Here is a 21,617-nt window from a genome sequence, read left to right as displayed (position 1 = left end):
AGCAGAAAGCGACCGCACCATGACCAGAACATCGCCGGAGCCGTCGGACGTCGCCCCCGCCGCCGACCCGGCCGAACCATCGGTGGCGGAGCAGCGTGCCGTGGCCAAGGTGATCCGGCACCTCGTACCCATCGCCGTGATCGGCCTCTTCGTGTCATTCGTCGACCGGACCAACATCGCTGTCGCCGGCCCCGCCATGGAGGGGGCGCTCGGTCTGACGCCGGCGGTCTTCGGCCTGGCCTCCGGCCTGTTCTTCGTGGGGTACGTCATCTTCGAGATCCCCTCGAACCTGGCGCTGCGGCGCTTCGGCGCCAAGCTCTGGATAGCGCGCATCATGATCACCTGGGGCATTGTCTGCGTTCTGACCGCCCTGGTGCAGGGAGTGACGTCCCTCTACATCACTCGCCTGCTGCTCGGCATCGCCGAGGCCGGGTTCTACCCCGGGATCCTCTTCTACCTGAGCCTCTTCCTGCCGGCGCGTCGGATCACCCGCGCCTACTCCCTCTTCCAGATCGGCATCCCGGTCTCGCTCGCGCTGGGCAGCGTGCTGACCGCCGCCCTTCTGACCATGGACGGCATCCTGGGGATCGCCGACTGGCAGTGGGTGTTCATCATCGAAGGCGGTCTGGCCGTAGTGGTCGGCGTCGTCTCCTACGTCAAAATGCCCAGCTCTCCGCGGGCGGCGAGCTGGCTGTCCGCCGACGAGAAGGCCGCCCTCCAGACAGCCATTGAGCGCGATCAGGCCCTGGGCCACGACGAGGACGCGCACGGGGCCCAAGCGGTGTGGGCCATACTGCGGAACTCACAGGTCTGGTACTACAGCATCGTCTACATGCTGATGATGCTGGGCTTCTATTCGGTGACCTACTGGCTGCCCCAGGTCATCGAGCTCAAGCTGCACGCCGGCACCGTCACCTCCGGACTGCTCTCCGCCATCCCCTGGACTGTCGCGACGGTCGCCCTGCTGGTGGTCTCCCGCCGCACCGCTCAGCAAGGCCGCCGTCTCACTCTCACGGCCACGCTCCTGGTCTGCGCGGCAGGCATGTTGCTGGCAAGTCTCAGCGACAACGCGGCCTTCGCTCTCCTGGGACTCTGCCTCGGTGCCTGCATCCAGGTCGCCGTACCATTGCTCTACAGCTTTCCCTCCCAGCACTTCCCGGGAGCCATGGGCGCGGTCGCCCTGGCACTGGTCAACTCCATCGGCAGCATCGGCGGCTTCATCGGCCCCTACCTCCTCGGACTCCTCCGCGAGACGACCGCCTCCGACCAGGCCGGGCTACTCGTCCTGTCATCCAGTTTTCTCCTCGCCGCGCTGCTCTCGCTCGGCCTCCAACGTCAGTTGCGGAAATCGCCCGCGTACGTGCCGACGGTCGAGTGACCGAGCCGGTTCTTCGGTGGCCCCAGGGTCTACGGCGGGGCCCATCACCGCGGCTGACGCCCCGGTCCGGTCGCGTGCAATGGCGGCAGGCTCGGTATCCAGGACTCCGCACCATACGAGAGGTTATTCGCGACCCATGCGCATCGACCGCCTTGACCACCTCGTCCTCACTGTGAAGGACATCGACACCACCATCGGCTTCTATACGAAGATCCTGGGCATGAAGGCGGTCAGCTTCCGGGGCGGCCGCTGGGCCCTGAACTTCGGGCACAGCAAGATCAACCTGCATCAGGCGGGCCACGAGTTCGAGCCCAAGGCGGCACGCCCCACGCCCGGCAGCGCTGATCTGTGTTTCGTCGTGGACGAGCCCATCGACCAGGTCGCCTCCGAACTGGCTGATCACGGCGTCCCCGTCGAGCAAGGCCCAGTGGAACGTACCGGGGCCGCCGGCCCGATCGTCAGCGTCTACCTGCGCGACCCCGACAACAACCTCATCGAGCTCAGCAACTACCGGAGCTGACGCCACCGACGCCGACAGCCGCTTACCGGCTGTGGCTTTTCCGGAGTCAGTAAGGTGGCGCCTTCCCTGACGGTGCTCAGCGCACAGCTGTCGACGCGCCACACAGCCGCACACGGCCCGGTGGGCGCGGGCCCTGACGTCCATGACTTTTCCCCCGACGCACACCTCGACCTGGAGAGGCTGGATGCCATCCATGCCGCGGTCCCCGTGCCTCTCGTGCCACACGGGGCCAGTGGCCTCCCGGAGACGGAAATTCGGCAGGCGATCGAGCTGGGTCTGGCGAAGGTCAACGTGAACGCGGAGCCGCGCCGTCGAGCGCAGCGCGGTCGGCGCGATCCGCAAGCTCGTCCGGCTCTGAGCACATTGGGCAAGGGCTCGCGAGCGCGGGAAGTCGGGTCGCGGACCCCTCTGGCGGGGGGCGGGCGTCCCGGTGATGGGGGTGCGCCCACTTGGCCGGGAGGAAGACGAGCCGGCCCCGCCCAAGGCCCGCGGCAGTAACTGGGTGAGAGCAACCGGCAGCGTCCGGCCCGGCCAGGTGGTCCTGGGCGCGGCGCCTCGCCGGTGCAGGACCGCTACCCCATGCCGCAAGATGAGAGTCGCCACCCGTTGGGCAGTCGGGGATCGGGACAAGAACATCAGCCACGCGAAGGCGCGTGACGCGGACCAGGTACAGCATCCGTACGAGCCCAAGGGCCCATTCTGCGAGCTGCCCAGCGGCCGCGTCACTCGGTCTCAGCCCGGAAGCCGTTCCGGTGCGCTCTCGGTTGCCGTCCGGCCACGCCGTCCATGCGCCTTCCGGCCCGCCCTGTGATCTCGTCCTGAGCGCGCCGTAGACGGCGGTGGCGGCCGTTCCCGCGCGGGGAGGTTGCCCCCACAAGACGGCGCGGTCGCATGGGCGTCGCGATGGCGGTAGTTGGGGCTCGACGTGCTGATTTCACGAGCGGTACGCGCTCGCGGCTGCCGTTCCTACCTGCACATGGTTCCGCAGATGCGTGTTTCCCAAGTATTGACCCGCATCGTGGGCTCGTGCTCATAATGCGGGCCACCGGATCGAGCCGCCGGCTTCATATACGTCCCATCTCGCACAAAACGGACGGTAGGCATGTCGGATACCGCAATCTTGCTCAACACGGCCATCGCCGTGATCGCCATCGTGTTCCTGATCGTGCGGCTACGGATGAACCCCGTGGTCGCCCTGGTCCTCGGCGCCTGCTATCTCGGTCTCGCGACCGGCCTCGGGGTCGACAAGACCGTGAAGACCATCAGCAAGGGCTTCGGCGACGTCATGGCCGACATCGGGCTCCTGATCGCGTTCGGGGTACTCATCGGAGCCCTCCTGCGCGACCTCGGAGCCATCGAGCGGCTCGTCGACACTCTGTTGCGCGCCGCAGGCCCGAAGCGGATCCCCCACGCGATGGCCTTGACGATCGCCACCTTCCTGCAGTCCATCTATCTGGACGTGCTGCTGGTGATCACCGGGCCGCTGGCCAAGGGCATAGCCGCCAAGCTCGGCCGATACGGCACCGCCCGCATGGCCACTGCCCTGGCCATCGGGCTGGAGTGCGGCATCGTCTTCACGGTCCCCGGTGCCGGAGCGCTGGCACTCGCCGCGCTCCTTGATGTGCCCCTCGGTACGTACCTGCTGTACGGACTCGTCGTCGTCATCCCGACCGTGACCATCGCCATCGCCGTGATGAACTTCGCGCTGACACGCGGCTGGTGGAACCCGGCACTCGATGAAGAGGACGTCTCCGGCCCGGAGCCGAGCGCACCCGCGGACGGCGGTACGGCCGGTGACGCGCACCCCGTCGGCCAGAACACCCCTGCCGGTGGAGCCATGACAGCGGTGGAGGTGAAGGCCCGCACGCAATCGCAGCCGCAGCCGCAGTCGCAGCCGCAGTCGCAGCCCGGACTCCTCCTTCTCTTCTCGCCCCTCCTCGTCTCCCTCCTCCTCATCGCCACCGGAGCCCTCGCCGAGGTGGCAGGGTGGCACAACCCCTTCGTGCAGTTGCTCTCCAGCCCGGTCGTGGCCCTGCTGCTCGGCCTGGTCGCCACCTGCCTCGTCGCCCGGCGCCACCTCGGACAGCCCCGGGTGGACGCCGCGCTGAGCAAGGGCATGCGCGACAGCGGACAGATCCTCCTCCTCAACGGTGTCGGAGGCTGTCTCGCAGCCGTGATCGCCGCCTGTGGGCTGGGGCACATCCTCGGCGAGTACTTCAAGGCCAACACCTGGGCCCCGCTTTTGATGGTGTGGCTGGTGGCCGCGGTGCTGCATGTCGCGGTCGGCTCGGTGACGATCTCCGCGATCACCGCTGCCGGGCTGCTCGCGCCGGTGGCCCCCACACTGGGCCTCGATCCCGTACTGATCGCGTTGTCCGCCGGCGCCGGATCGTTGTTCTTCGTGCACCTGACCAGCAACACCTTCTGGCTGCTCCAGTCTCTGATGGGCCAGACCACCCGCGGCACCCTCAAGACCTGCTCCGTAGGGGTCTCCGTCGCCTCCGTCGTCGCGATGGGTCCGATCCTCGCGCTGAGCGTCCTCCTCTGAATCCCCTCACCACCCAACTGACGTTAGGACACCATGACGAATCGCAGCACACAGTTGCCGCTGCACGGAGTGCGTGTGCTCGAACTCGGCAATTACATCGCGGGCCCCACTGCCGGGCGGCTGCTCGCGGACTTCGGCGCCGAGGTGATCAAAGTCGAACGCCCGCACACGGGCGACGAGTTGAGGAACTGGCGGCTCTACGCCGGTGATGTCTCGATGCTCTTCCGCACCATCAACCGGAACAAGAAGTCGGTGGTGCTGGACCTGAAGACGGACCGTGGCCGTACGACCGTGCTGGACCTGGTGCGGCGATGCGATGTCGTGATCGAGAACTTCCGCCCCGGCACGCTGGAGCGCTGGGGGCTCGGTCCCGCGGCACTCGAGGAGGCCAACCCCGATATCGTGCTGGCCCGCATCTCCGCGTTCGGCCAGTCCGGGCCTCTGTCGGACCGCCCGGGGTTCGCCGCGGTGGCCGAGGCCATGGGCGGTCTGCGCCACCTGGTCGGGGAAGCCGACCGCCCGCCCTCCCGGGTCGGAGTGTCCATCGGCGATTCGATCGCGGGCCTGTACGCGGCGTTCGGCGCCGTGATCTCGCTCCTGCAGCGCGAACGGGTCTCCACGAAGGCGCCGTTGTCCGAGCGAACGGTGGATGTCGCCTTGCACGAGGCCGTCTTCTCGATGATGGAATCGCTCGTTCCCGACTACCTCGCCTACGGCCTCGAACGGCAGCGGGTCGGCGGCAGGATGGAAGGCATCGCCCCCACCAACGCGTACGAGTGCGGGGACGGGCCCAGCGTGGTGATCGCCGGCAACGGCGACGCGATCTTCCGGCGCTATATGCGAGCCATCGGCCGTCCCGATCTCGCCGACGACCCCGGACTACAGACCAACGCGGAGCGATGGGCCCGTCGCGACGAACTCGACGGCGCGATCAGCACATGGACCAAGACGCTTCCTCGTGACGAGGTGCTCGAAGCCCTCGACGCCGCAGGCGTCCCGGCGGGCCCGATCTACACCGCGGAGGACATCTGCGCGGACCAGCAATTCGCCGTCCGCGGCATGATCCAGTGGCTGCCGGTCCACATAGCGGCAGAGGAGCCCCAGGAAGTGGGATTCCCCGGGATCGTCCCCGTCCTCGGTGAGAAGTCCCTGCCTGTCCGGTCCCTCGGCCCCGACCTTGGCGAACACACCCGACAGGTGCTCACCGGCCTGCTCGGCAAGGACGACGAGGAGACCGACGCGATCATCATGGAGATGGAGAAGAAGTAATGAGTACGCCTGTGACTCTGCGCGATGTGACGCTGCGCGACGGACTCCAGCTCACCGGCAAGCCCTTGTCCACCGACCGCAAGGTGGCCATCGTCCGCGAACTCCTCTCCCTCGGCATTCCCAGCGTGGAGATCGGTTCGCTCGCCAATCCGGCCCTCGTCCCTCCCATGGCCAACACGCTGGATGTGATCGCACGCCTGAATCCGGACGAGCTCGCCCGGTCCTGGGTCTGGGTGGCCACCCCACGGCACGTCGAGAAGGCGGCGATGGCGGGCGCGGTGAACTTCCAGTACTGCCTGTCGGCGTCCGACCGTCACAACCAGGCCAACATCGGCCGGTCCACCGAGGACAGCCTCGCGGCCATGCCGGCGGCGATCGAGCACGCCCGCTCGGCCGGCGGGCGCATTCAGCTCTGCGTCGCGACGGCGTTCACCTGCCCGTTCGACGGCCTCGTCCCGGAAGAAACGGTGCTCCGGATCGCCAACGACCCCCGTGCGGAGGGCGCCGAGGACATCGTGCTGTGCGACACCCTCGGGCAGGCCGTACCGGCTCAGGTGACCAGCCTGGTCTCCGCCGTGGCAACGCGATCGCCCGCGCGGCGGATCGTCTACCACGGACACGACACGTGGGGCATGGGCGTCGCCAACTCCCTGGCCGCGGTGGCCGCCGGAGCGAGCGAACTGGACGGCGCGCTCGGCGGCCTCGGCGGCTGTCCGTTCGCCCCCGGCGCCAGCGGGAACGCCGCGACGGAAGACCTGCTGTTCGCACTGCGTCCCGACTGGCTGACGCCGGACACCTTCGGCGCCGTGGTCGAACTGGCCGACCGGCTGCTGGCGGAACTGGACGAGCCGAACCGCTCCAGGGCAGGCCAGGCGGCCCACTCCAGCACCACCGCGTTCGAGTGGGCCGTGGCGGCACCGGATGCGCAGGCGTGCCGATGAAGTTCCTGGTGACAACCCCCATCCCGGCTCCCGGAATGGACATTCTGGAGGCGGCCGGTGAGGTGCGTGTGCCCGATCGGCGGCTGTCCGCGGGCGAACTGCGCCGGGAATGCTCCTCGGGGGACGTCGACGTCGTCGTCGCCCAGCTGACGAATGTGTTCGACCGGGCCGTACTGGAAGACGCGAAGATCAAGGGCATCTCCAACTACGCGGTCGGATACGACAACGTCGACGTGGCCACCGCCACACAGCGCGGAATCCTCGTGGGCAACACACCTGGTGTCCTCACCGACGCCACCGCCGACATCGCGATGCTCCTCCTGCTGGCCACGGCACGGCGCTGCGTGGAGGCGGACCGCTTCCTCCGCGCGGGGAAATATCAGGGCTGGCAGCCCGAGCTGCTTCTCGGAGGCGACGTCAGCGGGGCCACACTCGGACTCGTCGGCTTCGGACGGATCGCCCGGGCGACGGCTGAACGCGCCCTCGGGTTCGGCATGACCGTGCGCTACACGGCACGCAGCGGACCCGTACCTCCCGAGCGGCTCGGACACCTCGCCGGCAGGGTGCGGTTCGCCGAGTGGGACGACCTGGTGCGCACCAGCGACTTCCTTTCGCTGCACGTCCCGTTGACCGACGCCACACACCATCTCGTGAACGAAAAGACCCTTCGCGCCATGAAACCGACGGCCTGCCTCGTCAACACCGCGCGCGGGCCCGTGGTGGACGAGAAGGCGCTCGTCGAGGCGCTGCGCTCAGGTGAGATCGCCGGCGCCGGACTCGATGTGTACGAGGACGAACCCGCGCTCGCCGATGGCCTCGCCGACCTGCCGAACACCACACTCCTGCCCCACGTCGGCAGCGCCACCCGCTCCGTCCGCGCCACCATGGCCGAGGTCTGCGCGAACAACGCGGTCGCCATGGGGCGGGGCGAGATGCCGGCCCATGCGGTGAACCCGGAGGCGTGGCGATGAAAGTCGTCGTGGCACCCGACAGCTTCAAGGGCACGTACACCGCACCGCAGGTGGCCACGGCGATCGGCCGGGGACTGGCGCGGACCCCGGCCGTCCCCGTGCTCGTCCCCGTGGCCGACGGCGGCGAGGGAACCCTCGCCGTACTCACCGCACCCCTCGGACTGCGCCACCGTGCCGCGCGGGCCCGCAACCCTTGGGGAGCGGAATGCGAGGGGACGATCGCGCTCGCGCCCTCCGGCGCCGCCTACATCGAGCTCGCCCAGGTGTGCGGGATCAACGCCCCCCACGACGGCTCGCGGGATCCGGTGGCCGCCGACACGTACGGCGTGGGGATGCTGATGGCCGACGCCGCCCGTCACGGTGTCACCGAGATCGTCGTGGCCGCCGGCGGATCCGCCACCAGCGACGGCGGGTTCGGGGCCTTGCGGGCGATCGACGAATGCGGTGGCCTGCGCGGCACCCCGGTGACGGTCCTGACCGACGTCACCACCCCTTATGCGGAAGCCGCACGGGTCTTCGGCCCGCAGAAGGGCGCGGATACGGGCCAGGTCGACTCCCTGACACTGCGCCTGCGTCACCAGGCGGGACTGCTGCCGCGCGACCCGACGTCCGTGCCACGGACCGGGGCTGCCGGAGGCTTCGCCGGGGCGATGTGGGCACAGTACGACGCCGATCTCGTATCAGGCGCGGACCACGTCTTGAACGCACTGTCCTTCGACGACCACCTCGCCGACGCGGAAGCTGTCGTCGTCGGGGAGGGGCGCCTCGACGAGCAGAGCAGTCAGGGAAAGATCGTGTCGGCCGTGCTGGCTCGCTCGGCCGACACCGCGCGCTTCGCCGTGGTGGGGTCCGTCGGCCCGGATCTCGGGCCCCTGCGCGAGGAGTTCATGGACGTCATCGTGGCGAGCGACGAGGCAGCCATGGAAGCGGCAGGCCGGGCCATCGGACAGCGGCTGCGGCTCAGGCCGGGTACCGGCCGCCGAGCGCTCGGGTGATCTGCTCGGCATGCTCCACCACCAGATCGACCCATTCGACGCACTGCTCATAGGGCATGCGCAGTGTCGGCCCGTGGACCATGAGCGCCCCGACCAGATCCCCGGCCGAGTCGAACACCGGGGCCGCGAGGCCCGACGCACCGTCGATGCGTTCGCCGACCGTGATGGCGTAGCCCTCGGAACGCGTCTGCTGGACCAGTCTGCGCAGTTCGTCCCGGTCGGTCACGGTGCTCCCGGTCAGCTGCGGAAGCTCTTCCCGCAGCACGCGCTCGGCGAGATCCGGATCCCAGGCCAGCAGTACCCGCCCCGACGATCCCACGGTGATGGGGGCGATCTTCCCCACCGACATCTCCCGGCGAAGGGCGTGCCTCGTCTCGGCGACCGCGATGCACACCCGCTGGGTGCCTTCGGAGCGGAAGAAACACGCGGTCTCTTCGGTCCGGTCGCGAAGGTCCTTCAGAGCGGGGTTGACCACCTGGAGGATGTCGAGGTCCTTTGCCGCGGCAGCCGCCCAGTAGGCCATCTTCACCCCGATCCGGAACGTGTCCTCGGAGCGGTCGAGGAACCCGTGCGCCACCAGGTTCGTCACCAGGCGTTGCACGGTCGAGGCAGGCAGGCCGGTCTGCTGCTGGATCTCGCGCAGGCTCATAGAAGGCCGGGCGAGTGTGAAAGCGTTGAGAATCTCGGAGATCTTTCCCAGGACGAGCAGCGGAGCCTGCTTCGACCCTTCGTTCGCCACCGTGGCGGACTTACCTCGGGCTGCCATGGGCCCCACGATACGACAGGAGAAACGGGTGACTGAGCACAGCGGGACCGGTGGCGTGGGCGCATCGGACGTGGTCGCGGCCGCACAACGGTGTGCGGAGGTGATCCGGCCGAGCCCCCTGCACCGCAGCGAGCGGCTGTCCGCGCGGTACGGACTGGACGTGTGGCTCAAGCGCGAGGACCAGCAGGCCGTACGGTCGTACAAGGCACGCGGCGCGTACAACCTCATCGCCCAGCTGTCCGCGGAGGAACGCCGGCGAGGTGTGGTCTGCGCGAGCGCCGGCAACCACGGCCAGGGTGTCGCACTGGCCTGCGCCTCCCTGGGCGTGCCCGCCCGGGTGTACCTGCCGAGGACGACACCCCGGCAGAAACGGGACCGGGTGAGGGCACTCGGCGGCGAGCACGTCCGCATGATCGTCGAGGGCGACACCTACGACGACGCCGCCGCCGCGGCGATCGCATACACCCATGCTTCCGGAGCCACCCTCGTCCCCGCCTTCGACGACCCGCGCACCATCGCAGGGCAGGGCACCGTGGTGAGGGAAGCCGTCGAGCAGCTCGGCCGCGCTCCGGACGCGGTGATCGTCCCCGTGGGCGGTGGCGGCCTGCTCGCGGGCGCCATCGCCTGGCTCCGTGAAACGCACCCGACCGTCCAAGTGATCGGAGCCGAACCGCAGGGCGCGGCGAGTATGGCCGCGGCCCTGGCTGCCGGAGGCCCCGTGACGTTGCCGGAAATCGATCCCTTCGTCGACGGCGCGGCCGTACGCACGGTCGGCCGCCACACCTATACGGTCGTCGCCCAGCAGCCGCCTCGCATGCTCGCTGTGCCGGAAGGCCGGATCTGCGCGGAGATGCTGGACCTCTACCAATCCGACGGCATCATCAGCGAACCGGCAGGCGCCCTGGCCTCCGCCGCACTCGACCGCGATCCGGGCCTGGAGCCCGGTACGACGGTCGTGTGCGTCGTCTCGGGCGGCAACAACGACGTGAGCAGATACGCCGAGATCGTCGAACGCGCGCTGCTCTTCGAAGGACGCAAGCACTACTTCCTGGTCGAGTTCCCGCAGGAACCAGGCGCACTGCGACGATTCCTCGACGTCGTGCTGGGGCCGGAGGACGACATCACCCTCTTCGAGTACGTGAAGCGGAACAACCGCGAGACGGGCCCCGCGCTGGTGGGCATCGAACTCGGTGCGCCTGACGGTCTCGAGCCGCTGCTGGGCCGCATGGGAAAGGTCCCGCACCGTATCGAGCCCGTCCCTCCGGACAGCCCGCTCTTCACGTTCCTGACCTGACACCCGGGCCTGCTCGGGCAAACTGCCGCCACGCCCAGCCTCAACCTCCGTTGGAACGGAGGCCCGCGTCGTTCTGATCACGCCCACGGCTGCTTGCTTTGCCCCTTGGCTTCCGGCCTCTAGTGCACACACGACACACGGGCCACTCCGAAGGAAAATGCGGTCGCTCTCCGGGGCGACCGAGGATGGCAACTGCGGGTTACCCGTGCCCGGAACGGCCAGCGGCCGGTCGCGGTCGCCCTTCGGGGGCGAGAATCGCAACCTCGACCACGCAAGGGGATGGGCCGCGAAGCTCGGCGTCACTGTCGCCCCGTCGGGCTCGAACCGTTGGTCGTTGCCACGGTCAGCCTTGCCGTCCCCGAGATCCTGCGGCGGTGGAGAGCTTGGACTCGGTCACGCGGTTCACCACCGACAAGGCTGGCATCGTGGGCGAGGGCCGAATGGTCGCGGAAGGCTGTGGTTGCCCCCTGGTACGGGGCAACCGGCATCGGCTATGGCTGAGCCGCGTCCTGCGCGAGGGTCACACCTCAGCTGCGCGACACACAAGCCATGGCCTCAGTTCACTGCTCCGACGCCACCTACGCGCTGGTCGACAAGGGCTCCAAGGGCAAGATGGCCCGCCGGGTCCCGCTGATCGAGGAAGTGCGTCCCCTGGTCTCCCGCCAACGTGGCGAGCCGGCAATTGGGTTGTGGGCGGACCGCACAGGAGGGAGCTCGGCTGGGCAGGCGTCACTGACGCCGTTTCTGTCAGGGCACGCGGCCGACAACGTGACGTTGGCCTCGGTGGCGCGCCTGGTCGTAGCACGTCTCCCCGGCTCCGTGCGTCGGGCGTGGACCACGTTCGCCGACAGCCGCTCGGACGGCCGCCGCCCGGCGCACGGTTTCCAGCTCGCAGCCCGGTCGGCCCCGGTTGACCGGGCTGCGCCTACGGCCCTTCATACCGCATCACCGCGCCGACCTGGCGGGCCGCCTCAGAAGCCGTATCTCAACCGAACGTGATCGCTTGAGATACGGCTTCTCACGCCAGACACAGATCTGGTCGCCTGACGCAGCAGCCGGGGGCCATCGGCAGATGGACGGCCGCCGCCCCCGTGCAGCGCGCGGCCTGCCTCCGCGGTGGAGGCCGGTCAAGCGCTTCGCACAGAGCGGGGAGCCCGGCTTAGACGGACTGGAACTGTTCGGCCTTGCGCGTGATGGGCGAATCGAGGCGTCCAGGGCCGAAGGGCGGCTCAGACCGCCCCGCTCCCGATGGAGGTCACCGCGTTGAAGGCGCCTCGCGGACTTCCTCTGAGCCGGGCTCCTGCTACCGGCCGGCGGAAGAGTTCCTGGCCGAAACGGTGTCCAGGCAGAAGTGATGAGAATCGGCCGGTGGGGGCGCCTGCTTCGGAGGGGCGCCCACTGCCGTGTCACTTCTTGGAAGGGGCCAGACTGGTGTTCTGGACCTGCTTCGCGAGCCTGGGTCGTTCCTTGATCAGGTCGGCGCTGATCGGGTCGTCGAAGTACTTCTTGTAGAGCTTGAGGTATGTGCCGTCGTCGATCATCGCGTTGATCTGGGCGTCGATGTCCTTGCGCAGCTTCGGGTCGCCCTCCTTCCGGATGGGGAAGGCAGTGCCCTGGAGGTTTTCCACCTCGACGGCGACGCGAATCGGTTGCTTTGAGAGGTATTCGTCCGCGCTGGCACTGCTGAGAAGGATGCCCTCGACGCCTCCGGAGCGGAGCTGGCCGATGAGCCCGGTCTGGTCCTTGAACTTAACCTTGCGCGCGACCGGCATGAGCTTGGCCATGAGGTCCTCCCCCACCGAGCCGCTGACGACGCCGACCCGCTTGCCGTCGAAGTCCGACAGCTTGGTCTGCTTGCCGGTCTTGTTGGTCAGGACATCGGTGATGCCCCAGTAGTACGGGGTGATGAAGTCGACCTGCTTCTTGCGCTCGGGGGTGGCTATGACGCCGGCGACGCCGACGTCGTACTGCCCGGCGGACAGTCCGGCGAGCATGCCCGAGAGGTTCGTGGTCTTGTACTCGACCTTCATGCCGAGGCGCTTGGCGGCCTCGTTCATCAGATCGACAGCGAATCCGCTGGGCTTGCCCGACTCGTCGGCGACCGCGAAGGGCGGCTGCTCGGACTGAGTGCCCACGGTGATCACACCGGGCTTGACCAGGTTCTTGTACTTGGCTCTTTCTGAGTCCGCCGCATTGCTGCCGCCGCAGGCGGTGAGGGAGAGCAGGAGCGCGGTGGTGGTGGCGAGCAGTGTCCTACGGGATGTGTGCATGGCTGGGACTCTCTGTGCGGGGAGGGTGGTTCAGAGGATTTGGGAGAGGAACTGGCGCAGCCGGGGGTGTTCGGCGGCGCCGAAGATCCGGGCGGGGGTGCCGATCTCGGCGAGGCGGCTGTCGCACATGAAGGCGACTCGGTCGGCGGCCTCCCGGGCGAAGCCCATTTCGTGGGTGACGACGGCCATGGTCATCCCGCCCGATGCGAGGTCCCGCATGACGGCGAGTACGTCCTTGACCAGTTCGGGGTCGAGCGCGGAGGTGGCCTCGTCGAAGAGCATCACTTCCGGCTCCATGGCCAGAGCGCGGGCGATGGCGACACGCTGCTGCTGTCCGCCGGACAGGCGGCTGGGCCGCTGGTCGGCGTAGGCGGCGAGGCCGACCTCCTCAAGGTGGCGTCGTGCGATGGCGCGTGCCTGTTGGCGGCCCATGCCCTTGACGGAGGTCAGGCCGAGCGTGACGTTGCGCTCGACGCTCATGTGCGGGAAGAGGTTGAAGTGCTGGAAGACCATGCCGACGCGGGAGCGGGCGGCGTCGACGTCGGCCTGCGGGGAGGTCAGGCAGGATTCGCCGAGCCAGATCTCACCACAGTCGGGCGTCTCCAGCAGGTTCAGGCACTTCAGCAGGGTGGACTTGCCCGAGCCGGACGGACCGATCACGCAGAGGGTCTCTCCGCGCTGCACATCGAGGGTGACCTCGCGTAGCACGGTGTGGGAGCCGTAGCTCTTGCTGAGCCCTTTGACCCGCAGGGCGGCGGGGGCGTCCGGTGTCCGGGGCGCGGCTTCGGTCTCGGCTTCGGGCAGGGGGTCGACCGGGTTCGGACCGGCGGTGGCAGGGGTCATCGGGCTTTTCCTCCGGCGGTCTGGAGCGGGGTGGTGGGCAGGTCCGGATCGGCCGGGGCCGGTGTTTTGTCGGGGCGCGGGCCCTCACGCAGCCGCCGGTCCAGGTAGTTCACGAAGTAGGTCATGGGGATGGTCAGCGCGAGGTAGCAGACGCCCGCAGCGATCAAGGGCGAGGAGTTGTAGGTACGAGCGACCTCCTCCTGGGCGATGAAGTAGAGCTCGCGCTGTCCGACGGCGAGACCGAGGAGGTAGACCAGTGAGCTTTCCTTGATGTCCTTGACGAACTGGCCGGTCATGGCGGGCAGTACACGGCGGATGCCCTGCGGCACCACGACCAGGCGCATCGCCTTGAGATAGCTCAGACCGAGGCTGCGGGCCGCCTGCATCTGTCCGGGGTCGACGCTCTGGATGCCGGAGCGGAAGATCTCCGCGGTGTAGGCGCCGGAGATCATGCCGATCGCCAGGACCGCATAGCCGAAGGGCTCGGTGCCGAAGGGGCGTATGCCGGCGGCGGGCAGGCCCACACCGACCAGCATCACCGTGATGATCACGGGAAGGCCGCGGAAGACGTCGACGTATATCCGGGCGGGCAGCCTCATCCACCACCGGTTCGACAGCAACAGCATCACGGCCACCAGAGCGATGACGACACCGAGCACGATGGCCCCGGCGGCAATCGTCAACGTGTTCAGCAGGCCCTCGGAGATCAACCGCGGAAACGTCCGGGCGATCAGGTCCCAGTCGAAGAAGGTGTCGGCCAGAGCATTCGAAGCCAAAGGCATCGGAGACGAGAGGGTCATCACCACTCCTGACCAGGCACGAAGGAAGAAACGGAGGGGTGGAACTCCGAGCGGACCGCCCCGTCACCGTCGTCGACAGCGCGAAGGTCAGGTACGTGCGGCACAGCGGCGCCGAGAACAGCCGGCTCGCCTCGCTGACGGCGATACCTGAGCCGACGATGAGGGTAGTTGCCGACGGTGGAAAAGTCACGAAATTCCCGAAACGCGGTATGCGGGGCTCTCGACTGGGGCCCAGTCGGCTGTGACTGGGCGAGGGTGGTATTCAAGGGGACCTCTTTGTGTAGTGGGAGAGGGAGCGCACTGCCGTCTTGCGGAGCACCGTGCCAGGGCGGTGCGTCGTGAAGACGCCATCACGCAGTACTGGGCGGCCGTTGACGAGGACGTGACGAGTGCCCACGGCATAAGACAGCGGGGCGTCAAAGGTGGCGGTGTCGCTGACCGTCTTGGGATCGAAGACGGCGAGGTCGGCGATCATCCCTTCGCCCAGGGTGCCTCGGTCGGTGAGGCCGAGGCGGGCGGCGGGCAGCGCGCTCATCTTGCGGACGGACTCCTGGAGGGTGAGGACCTGGCCGTCGCGGGTGTACCGGGACAGGACCCGGGCGAACGCACCGAAGTGACGGGGGTGGGGGTTGCCGTCGGTGGCGGTGTCCATGACCCAGCCGTCACTGACGACCGCGCTGCCGTGGTAGCGCAGCACTGTTTCCACATCCGCCTCGGACATTGCATGGTTGACAATCCAGACCAGGGCCTCGTGCGCGCGCAGTACGTCGAGGGATGCCTCGGCCGGATCGCGGCCAGTGGCGGCGGCGATGTCCTGGACCGTGCTTCCCACCCACGAGGAGTAGCGGCCCGGCGGCATCGCAGCGATCACGGTGCCCTCGGGAAGGAAGGTGTGTCCGATCTTCGCCCGGAGTTCCGAAGTGATCGCCTCGCGGGTCGTCGGATTCTCCAGTCGGGCGAGGAGCGCGTCGAGACCGCCGTCCAGCGCCCAGTCGGGAAGGCGCGAGGTGAGCCGGGTGGAGGAGGCGGCGTAGGGGTAGACATCGCACGCCACGTCCACTCCTTCCGCGACAGCGGAGTCGATGAGGGTCAGCGCCTCGTGCACCTTGCCGTGGTTGGCGGGACCCATGGCCTTGAGGTGCGAGATCTGAAGGCGCACGCCGCTGCGTCGGGCGGTTTCCAGAGCTTCGGTCACGGCCTCGACGAGATGGTCACCCTCGTCGCGCACATGGGTGCTGTAGAGCAGTCCGGCCTGCCGAGCCTCGGTGGCCAGCGCCACGACCTCGTCGGTGTCGGCGAACGACCCCGGGGCATAGATGAGTCCGGTGGACAGACCGAACACCCCCTGTTCGGCAGCCCTGGCGAGGAGCTTGCACATGAGGGCGGTCTCGTCGGCTGTTGCGGGGCGCCGTTCGGTGCCAACAGTGGCCACGCGGAGGGCCGCGTGGCCGACGAGGGCGGCGAGATTGACGCACGGTTCGGCCTCCTCCACCGCGCGTGCGAATCCGTCGAAGTCCTCCCAGGGCATGTCGGCGTTGTTGACGCCGCTGCGTGCGAGCGTGGTGTGCCACGCATGTCGCCGCTCGGGGGTGGTGGGGAAGGTGGAAGCGCCGCAGTTGCCCGTGACGATGGTGGTGACGCCCTGTCTGATGCACGCTTCGGCGCTGGGCGCGTCGCACACGGTGTAGTCGGCGTGCGAGTGCAGGTCGATAAAGCCGGGCGCGACGACGTGGCCGGTGCAGTCAAGCACCTCCCGTCCGGTGGCGTGAGGCGTGGCCCGTCCGAGGAAGACGATGCGGTCACCCCGGATGCCGACATCGGCCCGTCGGACCGGGCCGCCGGTGCCGTCGATGACGGTGCCGCCGACGGCGAGTACATCGAATTCGTTCAACGTTCTTCCTTCGCAGTGGAGCTCGGTTCGGGTACCTGGCAATGCGGGGCGGTCAGGTGAGCCGTACGAGGATGAGGGCTTACATGACCGCTGCCGGGATGGAGGAGCGTCCAGCCCCCCGAGAGCAGCGCAGGTCCCGGATCGTCGGCGCGTGGAACGAAACCGAGTGTCAGTGTGGCGATCAGTCCCGCTACGGCAACGGCGTAGGGTGCGGCCTCCGTGGCCGCGGGCAAACGGCGAACGGGTGTCGTCACATCTTCGGTCAGTGCCACGATGAGGCTTCTGTCTGTACACATCGCGCGTGGGCCGGGGTGCTGTCCACGTCACTGAAGAGGAGTGCGTCCGCCTGGTCGACGCCGCTTTCCGCCAGGATCTCGACGAGGGTCTGTTCCGGGCGAACCGCGGCGAACCGTATGTCCCATTCGCGTGTGGTGAAGCCGTGTACGGCGGGCCGGGCGAGACTGTTGTACGACCAGTGGGAGGAGAAGTAGTAGCCGCCGGTGTCCAGCAGCACCACGACGTCCCCAGGTTCCAGTTCGGGCAGCTTGCGTTCGCGGGCTACGAGGTCCCCGGCGAAACAGCATGGGCCCGCGACATCCTGGGCCCGCTCCGGAGCATGCTTGGGCCGGCCGTCGGAGTCGTACACGGCGATCCGCAGTGGCCATGCTTCCGGCATGAAGACGGTGCGGGTGGCGATGTGCGCGCCCGCGTGTGTCAGCGCGATGCGGCGGCCGCCGGTGTCTTTGGTGTACTCCACGACCGCGGCCGTGAAGCCGTTCTTGGCGACCAGTGAACGACCGAACTCGGTTACCAGGCCGTAGCGCCCGCCCAGGAGCTCGGGAACGGAGGCGCGCAGCTGCCGGACGTAATCCGCGTAGGTCGGGCGGATCTCGTCGTCGTCAAAGTTGACCGGCATGCCGCCGCCGATATCCAGACTGGTCACCTGCTGCCGGCCCGCCATCGCGTTGATCTCCTCGGCGAGTTCGTACACGGCGCACACTCCTTGGCCGATGAGTTCCAGGGAGCAGCCTTGCGAACCGACGTGCACGTGCAGCCGAGTGAGCCAGGGACGCTCGGCGAAAGCCTGGAGGATGCGCTTCCGTGCTCCGGCATCTTGCAGTGGCACGCCGAACTTCGAGCTAAGCGAGGCGGTGCTCATCGCGTCGATGGCTCCGGCGCCGACCTGTGGGTTGATCCGCAGCCCAAGCACCGAGGTGCTCTCGCTCACAGCGAGTAGTTCGCCGATGCGGTCCAACTCGGGAAAGTTGTCGGCGTTCACCGCCACTCCCAAGGCGAGCGCGTGGACCAGCTCGGCACGGGTCTTCGCGGGTGAGTCCAGCACGATGCGTTCCGGCGGGAAGCCGGCAGCGACGGCTTGGGCGAACTCGCCCGGGCTGGCGACCTCGCACCCCATGCCGGACCGGGCGAGCAGTCGCAGCACGGGGACCAAAGGCGCGGCCTTGGCGGCGAACGTGTGCAGCACTGGTGCGTCGCCAAAGGCTCGTTGGAGGTCGCGCACGGACTCCTGGATCCCGTCGGCGTCCAAGAACCCCGCCGCCACATGGGCGGGGCCGATCAGACCGGACCGCACCGCCGCGCGGACAGCTCGGTCACGCTGCTGACGACCGTCTTCACTGTTTTGCATCGACTTGCGCAATCCTCACGATCTCGGACCTCGGTGCCCCCGCGGGGGTTCGGGCCACCAGAATCGGCAGGCTTCGTGGAACGATCACCGATACGCAGGATTCCGTCACGACGGGGGCGAATGAGGGCCTATACGTAGCTCGAATACCGTGATATGCAGAAGGCATGGCGCACGATTCCGTCGATGAGAAAGACTTGGAGCTGATCCATGCGCTCCAGCTTTCCCCACGCGCCTCCTGGGCTCAGATGGCCGGGGCGCTCGCGCTCGATCCGGTGACTGTGGCACGCCGTTGGGAGCGGCTGGCCGAGGCGGGACTGGCGTGGGTCACTTGTGTGGCCGGCACGGCCCTGCACAGCGAGTTCTGCATGGTGTACATCGAGATCGATTGCGTTTCCGACCGGCTGGATGACGTTGCCACCGCGCTGAGTGCCGAGCCCCACGTGCGCTATGTCCACCACCTCACAGGCCTGTACGGGCTGCTGGTCGTGGCGACATTGCGCACCTCCGCGGAGGTGTCGGCGTACCTGCGCGGCACGGTAGGGCAAATGTCCGGTGTCCGGGCGTACCGAGCGGAGATACGAACCGTGGGCTACGGCGAGCCGAGCCGATGGCGTCTGCGCAGCCTCGAACGGTCACAGCGACGCGCATTGGAACCGTCCGGCACACCGCCCACGACGGTGGGAGGTGCCCGGATGGACGCTGTGGACCAGAAGCTGTTCCGGCTGCTGCACGAGGACGGCCGCATGTCCTACGCAGCGATCGCCGACCGCGCCGGGATCAGCGAGCCCACCGCGCGCCGCCGCGTCAAGCGCCTGCTGACCAGCCGGTTGCTCCGGCTGCGCTGCGAGATGGCGCAGTCCCTGTCGGGCTGGCCGCACTCGGCCGTACTGTGGGCGAGCGTGGCACCGCAGCACATGGAGTCCACGGCACGCTCGCTCACGGCGCTCCCTGACGTACGCCTGTGCTGCGCCCTCACGGGAGAGCGGAACCTCCTGCTGATGGTCTGGCTACGGTCGCTCGGAAATCTGCCGCAGCTGGAGGCGACGATCACAGAGCGCTCGCGAAGTCTCTCCATCGTGGACCGGGCCGTCTGCCTGCACACCGTGAAACAGATGGGCCGACTGCTCGACAGCGAGGGGCGCAGCGTCGGGCACGCGCCGCCCAATGTAGGGGCGTTCCTGGACGCCTGAGGTCATCAGATGCCGTATCTCAACCGAACGTGATCGCTTGATTTTTGCTGGTCAGGCATGGTGCAGCTCCGAATGATTCGCCGAGCGGGTGGGCTGGTGGTCGTCTTGTGGTCGTAGCGATCTTCCTCGCCGTTGAGCTGCTTTGCGATGCCGTGGGTGAGTGCCAGTGTTGCGGCGAGGTGGCGGAGGTCGTGGACGCTGGTGCGGGGAACGCCTGCCTGGCGGGCGAGGTAGTGGAAGTGGTTGAGGACGTATTCCGGGTGTAGTGGGCGTCCGTCTTCGCGGTGGAAGACGAATCCACCGCCCGAGCGTGCGCCCGGACCGTCAGCCGTACAGCACTCGGCTTTGCGGCGGGTGAGGACAGCGTGGATGCGGGGTGACAGGGCGGCCCAATCACTGCTCTTACGGGTCTTCGGGATGGTCAGGACGAGCTTGTTGTTGTCGATTGCTGAGAGGGTCCAGCGGACGTAGACGGTGCGTGAGCCTAGGTGGACGTCGTCCCAGTGCAGGCCGAGGGCCTTTGCGGGCCGGTGCCGATGAGGATCTCGATCAGGTCGGCGAAGTCCGGATCGGGCCGAGGGTCGGGATCAGGTCGTGGTGGACGTAGTCGCGGTAGCGGACCCATGTGGTCGGCTTGAGCCGCAGTCGTTTGGCCGCGAGCCACTGGGTGAGGTAGTCGGCGACGGTCTGGTTCGGGTCGGCGCTGATGCCGATCCGGCGGCCGGCGCGGTAGCGGTGCAGGGCGGTGCGGGCGTCGTCCTCGGTGGGGAAGCCACCGCGGCGCACGGTGCGGTTGTGCCCGCCGGGTTCGGCGGCGGGAAGATCGATGGCGAAGGTCCAGGTCCCGTGGGCGGGGTCGGAGATCAGTTGGGGGCAGTGGGCGCCGAGCTGGCGGCGCTGCTCGTTTGACAGACCCCTCAATCGTCGGCATCTGTACCGGCGCTGGACGGTGGCGGACGGGCGGCGGCCAGATTCGACCGCCAGGGGACTAAATCGGTTGCTTGTTCATGGCGCCTCTGTGCGAATGTCCCTACGCACTCAGCGCGTTGACGGTGCGCGGAAGTCTCCACAGTCCGCCCCGCCACGCAGGGACCGTACGCGGGCGGGGTCAGAGAGTAAGGAATCACTTGCTCCAAGCATCCAGAAACAGACGTCTCTTATACCGAATAGCCGCATACGCCACCGCAGTTCTTCTCATGGGAGCTGCCGCACCGGCTTCGGCTGACAGCGGGGGTGTGGTCCAGGATCCCGACTATGCGCCCTCGTCCCGTCCGGCTGCGGGTCCGGAGGCCAAGACCCGGGCCGCGGGGAGCCGACCGATGTCGGGCAAGAGCCCTTCGGCTGGCCCGACCTTCAAGCAGACCGGCGGCATCTGGCGGACCATCACCTCGAACACCGTGCTGCGCAACACGGTTACGGACGCCGACGGCGACAAGTCCAACCTCACCTTCGAGGTGTGGAAGACCGACGCGGCGGGCAAGCCGACGAGCCAGGTAAAGATCTCCGACAGCCAGTACGGGGTCCTGGTCTCGGACTATGTCGCCTCCGGCCGCACGGCGAAGGTCACCGTGGACTACGGGTGGCTCAAGCCTGGTGTGAACTACGCCTTCCGGACCTCCGCCTACGACGGATCTTTATATGAGACGTCGTGGTCGCCCTGGGCGCGGTTCCGGATCGACCCCTATGTGACGTTCCCGGCGCCGCAGTCGTCTTCGACCATCGATCCGGTCAAGCAGGAGAACCGGACGTTCTTCCGCTCCGATCCGGGTGCTGTGGCCCCCGCGGCGCGCTCGGCCGGGAAGTACGACCAGTGCGGCAAGCCCGACGCGGACGGCAATTACCTGTGCATCGAGCGCACCCCAGCCAGCTCGGAGGGCAAGAAGGCCGCGGACCAGGTCAGGAAGGCCCGCGCTGCGGGAGACGACCTCATCCCCTGGTGCCCCAACTCCGAGGACGCCAAGAACCACATGAACCGCACCGAGGCGTGCATGCGGGACCTGGGCGAGGCCAAGCTCATCTTCCTCTCCAGCGACCCCGACGATCCGCCGTTCGGCTACGCGCGGTTCCACTTCGAGCAGCGGCTGAAGACCTACCCGAACAAGAGCAGCGGCGGCAGCGACTTCGCCGAGTTCGACCAGCAGCTTCTGGTGACGCCGCTCCAGATTGACCAGGCGCTGAGGGGCGTCAACATGTACTGGGATCTAGTAGGACTCCGTTAGGTCTGTCTGTTGGTCCTGTTTGGGGGAATGCTGAAGGTGTGGATGCACATGAAGTGAACCGGGCTCGGGTGAAGTTG

The 21,617-nt window shown here is 68.1% G+C and carries 18 protein-coding genes and 1 pseudogene; 11 read left to right on the top strand and 8 right to left on the bottom strand.

The window, feature by feature from the left end; genetic code table 11:
* Nucleotides 1-19 precede the first annotated feature (19 nt).
* The 8 genes from ACZ59A_RS44455 to ACZ59A_RS44420 all read left to right on the top strand — a co-directional run bounded on the left by ACZ59A_RS44455 (nt 20) and on the right by ACZ59A_RS44420 (nt 8,622).
* Complete coding sequence (locus tag ACZ59A_RS44455; protein ID WP_470971470.1) at nt 20-1,378, top strand: MFS transporter; 1,359 nt, start codon at nt 20-22, stop codon at nt 1,376-1,378.
* 136 nt (nt 1,379-1,514) lie between these two features.
* Complete coding sequence (locus ACZ59A_RS44450) at nt 1,515-1,898, top strand: VOC family protein (protein WP_470971467.1); 384 nt, start codon at nt 1,515-1,517, stop codon at nt 1,896-1,898.
* Nucleotides 1,899-1,952: 54 nt separating this feature from the next.
* Nucleotides 1,953-2,396, top strand: coding sequence for a class II fructose-bisphosphate aldolase (locus ACZ59A_RS44445; RefSeq protein ID WP_470971465.1), 444 nt, complete (start codon nt 1,953-1,955; stop codon nt 2,394-2,396).
* Between the two features lie 604 nt (nt 2,397-3,000).
* Nucleotides 3,001-4,446: a GntP family permease gene (locus tag ACZ59A_RS44440; protein WP_470971462.1), complete on the top strand. Its 1,446-nt coding sequence runs from the start codon at nt 3,001-3,003 to the stop codon at nt 4,444-4,446.
* 33 nt (nt 4,447-4,479) lie between these two features.
* A complete protein-coding gene (locus ACZ59A_RS44435; protein ID WP_470971460.1) occupies nt 4,480-5,715 on the top strand; it encodes a CaiB/BaiF CoA transferase family protein in 1,236 nt (411 codons plus the stop codon).
* Entirely contained in the window at nt 5,715-6,656 is a 942-nt protein-coding gene (locus ACZ59A_RS44430) for a beta/alpha barrel domain-containing protein (RefSeq protein WP_470971457.1), read from the top strand. The genes ACZ59A_RS44435 and ACZ59A_RS44430 overlap by 1 nt, the downstream gene beginning before the upstream one ends.
* Before the next feature lie 8 nt (nt 6,657-6,664).
* Nucleotides 6,665-7,627, top strand: a complete 963-nt coding sequence (locus tag ACZ59A_RS44425) for a 2-hydroxyacid dehydrogenase (RefSeq protein ID WP_470971455.1) — start codon at nt 6,665-6,667, stop codon at nt 7,625-7,627.
* On the top strand, nt 7,624-8,622 hold the full coding sequence (locus ACZ59A_RS44420; protein WP_470971453.1) for a glycerate kinase family protein: 999 nt from the start codon (nt 7,624-7,626) through the stop codon (nt 8,620-8,622). The genes ACZ59A_RS44425 and ACZ59A_RS44420 overlap by 4 nt, the downstream gene beginning before the upstream one ends.
* Here ACZ59A_RS44420 and ACZ59A_RS44415 read toward each other — a convergent pair.
* Nucleotides 8,588-9,388, bottom strand: a complete 801-nt coding sequence (locus tag ACZ59A_RS44415) for an IclR family transcriptional regulator (protein WP_470971450.1) — start codon at nt 9,386-9,388, stop codon at nt 8,588-8,590. The two genes, ACZ59A_RS44420 and ACZ59A_RS44415, sit on opposite strands and share 35 nt — an antisense overlap.
* Before the next feature lie 28 nt (nt 9,389-9,416).
* Here ACZ59A_RS44415 and ilvA point away from each other — a divergent pair, with 28 nt between their 5' ends.
* Nucleotides 9,417-10,682, top strand: coding sequence for a threonine ammonia-lyase IlvA (gene ilvA, locus ACZ59A_RS44410; RefSeq protein ID WP_470971448.1), 1,266 nt, complete (start codon nt 9,417-9,419; stop codon nt 10,680-10,682).
* 1,406 nt (nt 10,683-12,088) lie between these two features.
* Here ilvA and ACZ59A_RS44405 read toward each other — a convergent pair.
* From ACZ59A_RS44405 to ACZ59A_RS44385, 5 genes are all read right to left on the bottom strand, one after another.
* Nucleotides 12,089-12,952: a substrate-binding periplasmic protein gene (locus tag ACZ59A_RS44405; protein WP_470971446.1), complete on the bottom strand. Its 864-nt coding sequence runs from the start codon at nt 12,950-12,952 to the stop codon at nt 12,089-12,091.
* 30 nt (nt 12,953-12,982) lie between these two features.
* Complete coding sequence (locus tag ACZ59A_RS44400) at nt 12,983-13,795, bottom strand: amino acid ABC transporter ATP-binding protein (RefSeq protein ID WP_470971443.1); 813 nt, start codon at nt 13,793-13,795, stop codon at nt 12,983-12,985.
* On the bottom strand, nt 13,792-14,595 hold the full coding sequence (locus ACZ59A_RS44395) for an amino acid ABC transporter permease (RefSeq protein ID WP_470971441.1): 804 nt from the start codon (nt 14,593-14,595) through the stop codon (nt 13,792-13,794). Before ACZ59A_RS44395 ends, ACZ59A_RS44400 begins: the two co-directional genes overlap by 4 nt.
* Before the next feature lie 262 nt (nt 14,596-14,857).
* Complete coding sequence (locus tag ACZ59A_RS44390; RefSeq protein WP_470971438.1) at nt 14,858-16,486, bottom strand: N-acyl-D-amino-acid deacylase family protein; 1,629 nt, start codon at nt 16,484-16,486, stop codon at nt 14,858-14,860.
* A gap of 262 nt (nt 16,487-16,748) precedes the next feature.
* Nucleotides 16,749-18,131 (bottom strand): type III PLP-dependent enzyme domain-containing protein, encoded by a 1,383-nt coding sequence (locus tag ACZ59A_RS44385; protein WP_470971499.1) that lies wholly within the window; start codon nt 18,129-18,131, stop codon nt 16,749-16,751.
* A 164-nt stretch (nt 18,132-18,295) separates the two neighbouring features.
* Here ACZ59A_RS44385 and ACZ59A_RS44380 point away from each other — a divergent pair, with 164 nt between their 5' ends.
* On the top strand, nt 18,296-19,321 hold the full coding sequence (locus tag ACZ59A_RS44380) for an Lrp/AsnC family transcriptional regulator (RefSeq protein ID WP_470971435.1): 1,026 nt from the start codon (nt 18,296-18,298) through the stop codon (nt 19,319-19,321).
* Nucleotides 19,322-19,326: 5 nt separating this feature from the next.
* Here ACZ59A_RS44380 and ACZ59A_RS44375 read toward each other — a convergent pair.
* A pseudogene (locus ACZ59A_RS44375) lies at nt 19,327-19,839 on the bottom strand (tyrosine-type recombinase/integrase); the annotation flags it as partial.
* A 31-nt stretch (nt 19,840-19,870) separates the two neighbouring features.
* The gene (locus tag ACZ59A_RS44370; protein ID WP_470971433.1) at nt 19,871-20,242 is read right to left on the bottom strand and encodes a tyrosine-type recombinase/integrase; all 372 of its coding nucleotides are present in this window, start codon (nt 20,240-20,242) and stop codon (nt 19,871-19,873) included.
* Between the two features lie 398 nt (nt 20,243-20,640).
* On the opposite strand from ACZ59A_RS44370, the gene ACZ59A_RS44365 reads away from it, so the two are divergent.
* Entirely contained in the window at nt 20,641-21,540 is a 900-nt protein-coding gene (locus ACZ59A_RS44365; protein ID WP_470971431.1) for a hypothetical protein, read from the top strand.
* The last annotated feature ends 77 nt before the right edge of the window (nt 21,541-21,617 follow it).

The sequence above is a fragment of the Streptomyces sp. NPDC040405 genome (assembly GCF_055595765.1).
The sequence above is the reverse complement of the archived record's forward strand: the minus strand, read 5'-3'. Positions and strand labels throughout refer to the sequence as shown.

Bases quoted from the DNA above. Each gene is read 5' to 3' on its own strand.
- ACZ59A_RS44455 (WP_470971470.1), top strand. From the start codon at position 20: ATGACCAGAACATCGCCGGAGCCGTCGGACGTCGCCCCCGCCGCCGAC.
- ACZ59A_RS44450 (WP_470971467.1), top strand. From the start codon at position 1,515: ATGCGCATCGACCGCCTTGACCACCTCGTCCTCACTGTGAAGGACATC.
- ACZ59A_RS44440 (WP_470971462.1), top strand. From the start codon at position 3,001: ATGTCGGATACCGCAATCTTGCTCAACACGGCCATCGCCGTGATCGCC.
- ACZ59A_RS44435 (WP_470971460.1), top strand. From the start codon at position 4,480: ATGACGAATCGCAGCACACAGTTGCCGCTGCACGGAGTGCGTGTGCTC.
- ACZ59A_RS44430 (WP_470971457.1), top strand. From the start codon at position 5,715: ATGAGTACGCCTGTGACTCTGCGCGATGTGACGCTGCGCGACGGACTC.
- ACZ59A_RS44420 (WP_470971453.1), top strand. From the start codon at position 7,624: ATGAAAGTCGTCGTGGCACCCGACAGCTTCAAGGGCACGTACACCGCA.
- ACZ59A_RS44415 (WP_470971450.1), bottom strand. From the start codon at position 9,388: ATGGCAGCCCGAGGTAAGTCCGCCACGGTGGCGAACGAAGGGTCGAAG.
- ACZ59A_RS44405 (WP_470971446.1), bottom strand. From the start codon at position 12,952: ATGCACACATCCCGTAGGACACTGCTCGCCACCACCACCGCGCTCCTG.
- ACZ59A_RS44400 (WP_470971443.1), bottom strand. From the start codon at position 13,795: ATGACCCCTGCCACCGCCGGTCCGAACCCGGTCGACCCCCTGCCCGAA.
- ACZ59A_RS44395 (WP_470971441.1), bottom strand. From the start codon at position 14,595: ATGACCCTCTCGTCTCCGATGCCTTTGGCTTCGAATGCTCTGGCCGAC.
- ACZ59A_RS44385 (WP_470971499.1), bottom strand. From the start codon at position 18,131: ATGCAAAACAGTGAAGACGGTCGTCAGCAGCGTGACCGAGCTGTCCGC.
- ACZ59A_RS44380 (WP_470971435.1), top strand. From the start codon at position 18,296: ATGGCGCACGATTCCGTCGATGAGAAAGACTTGGAGCTGATCCATGCG.
- ACZ59A_RS44365 (WP_470971431.1), top strand. From the start codon at position 20,641: ATGTCGGGCAAGAGCCCTTCGGCTGGCCCGACCTTCAAGCAGACCGGC.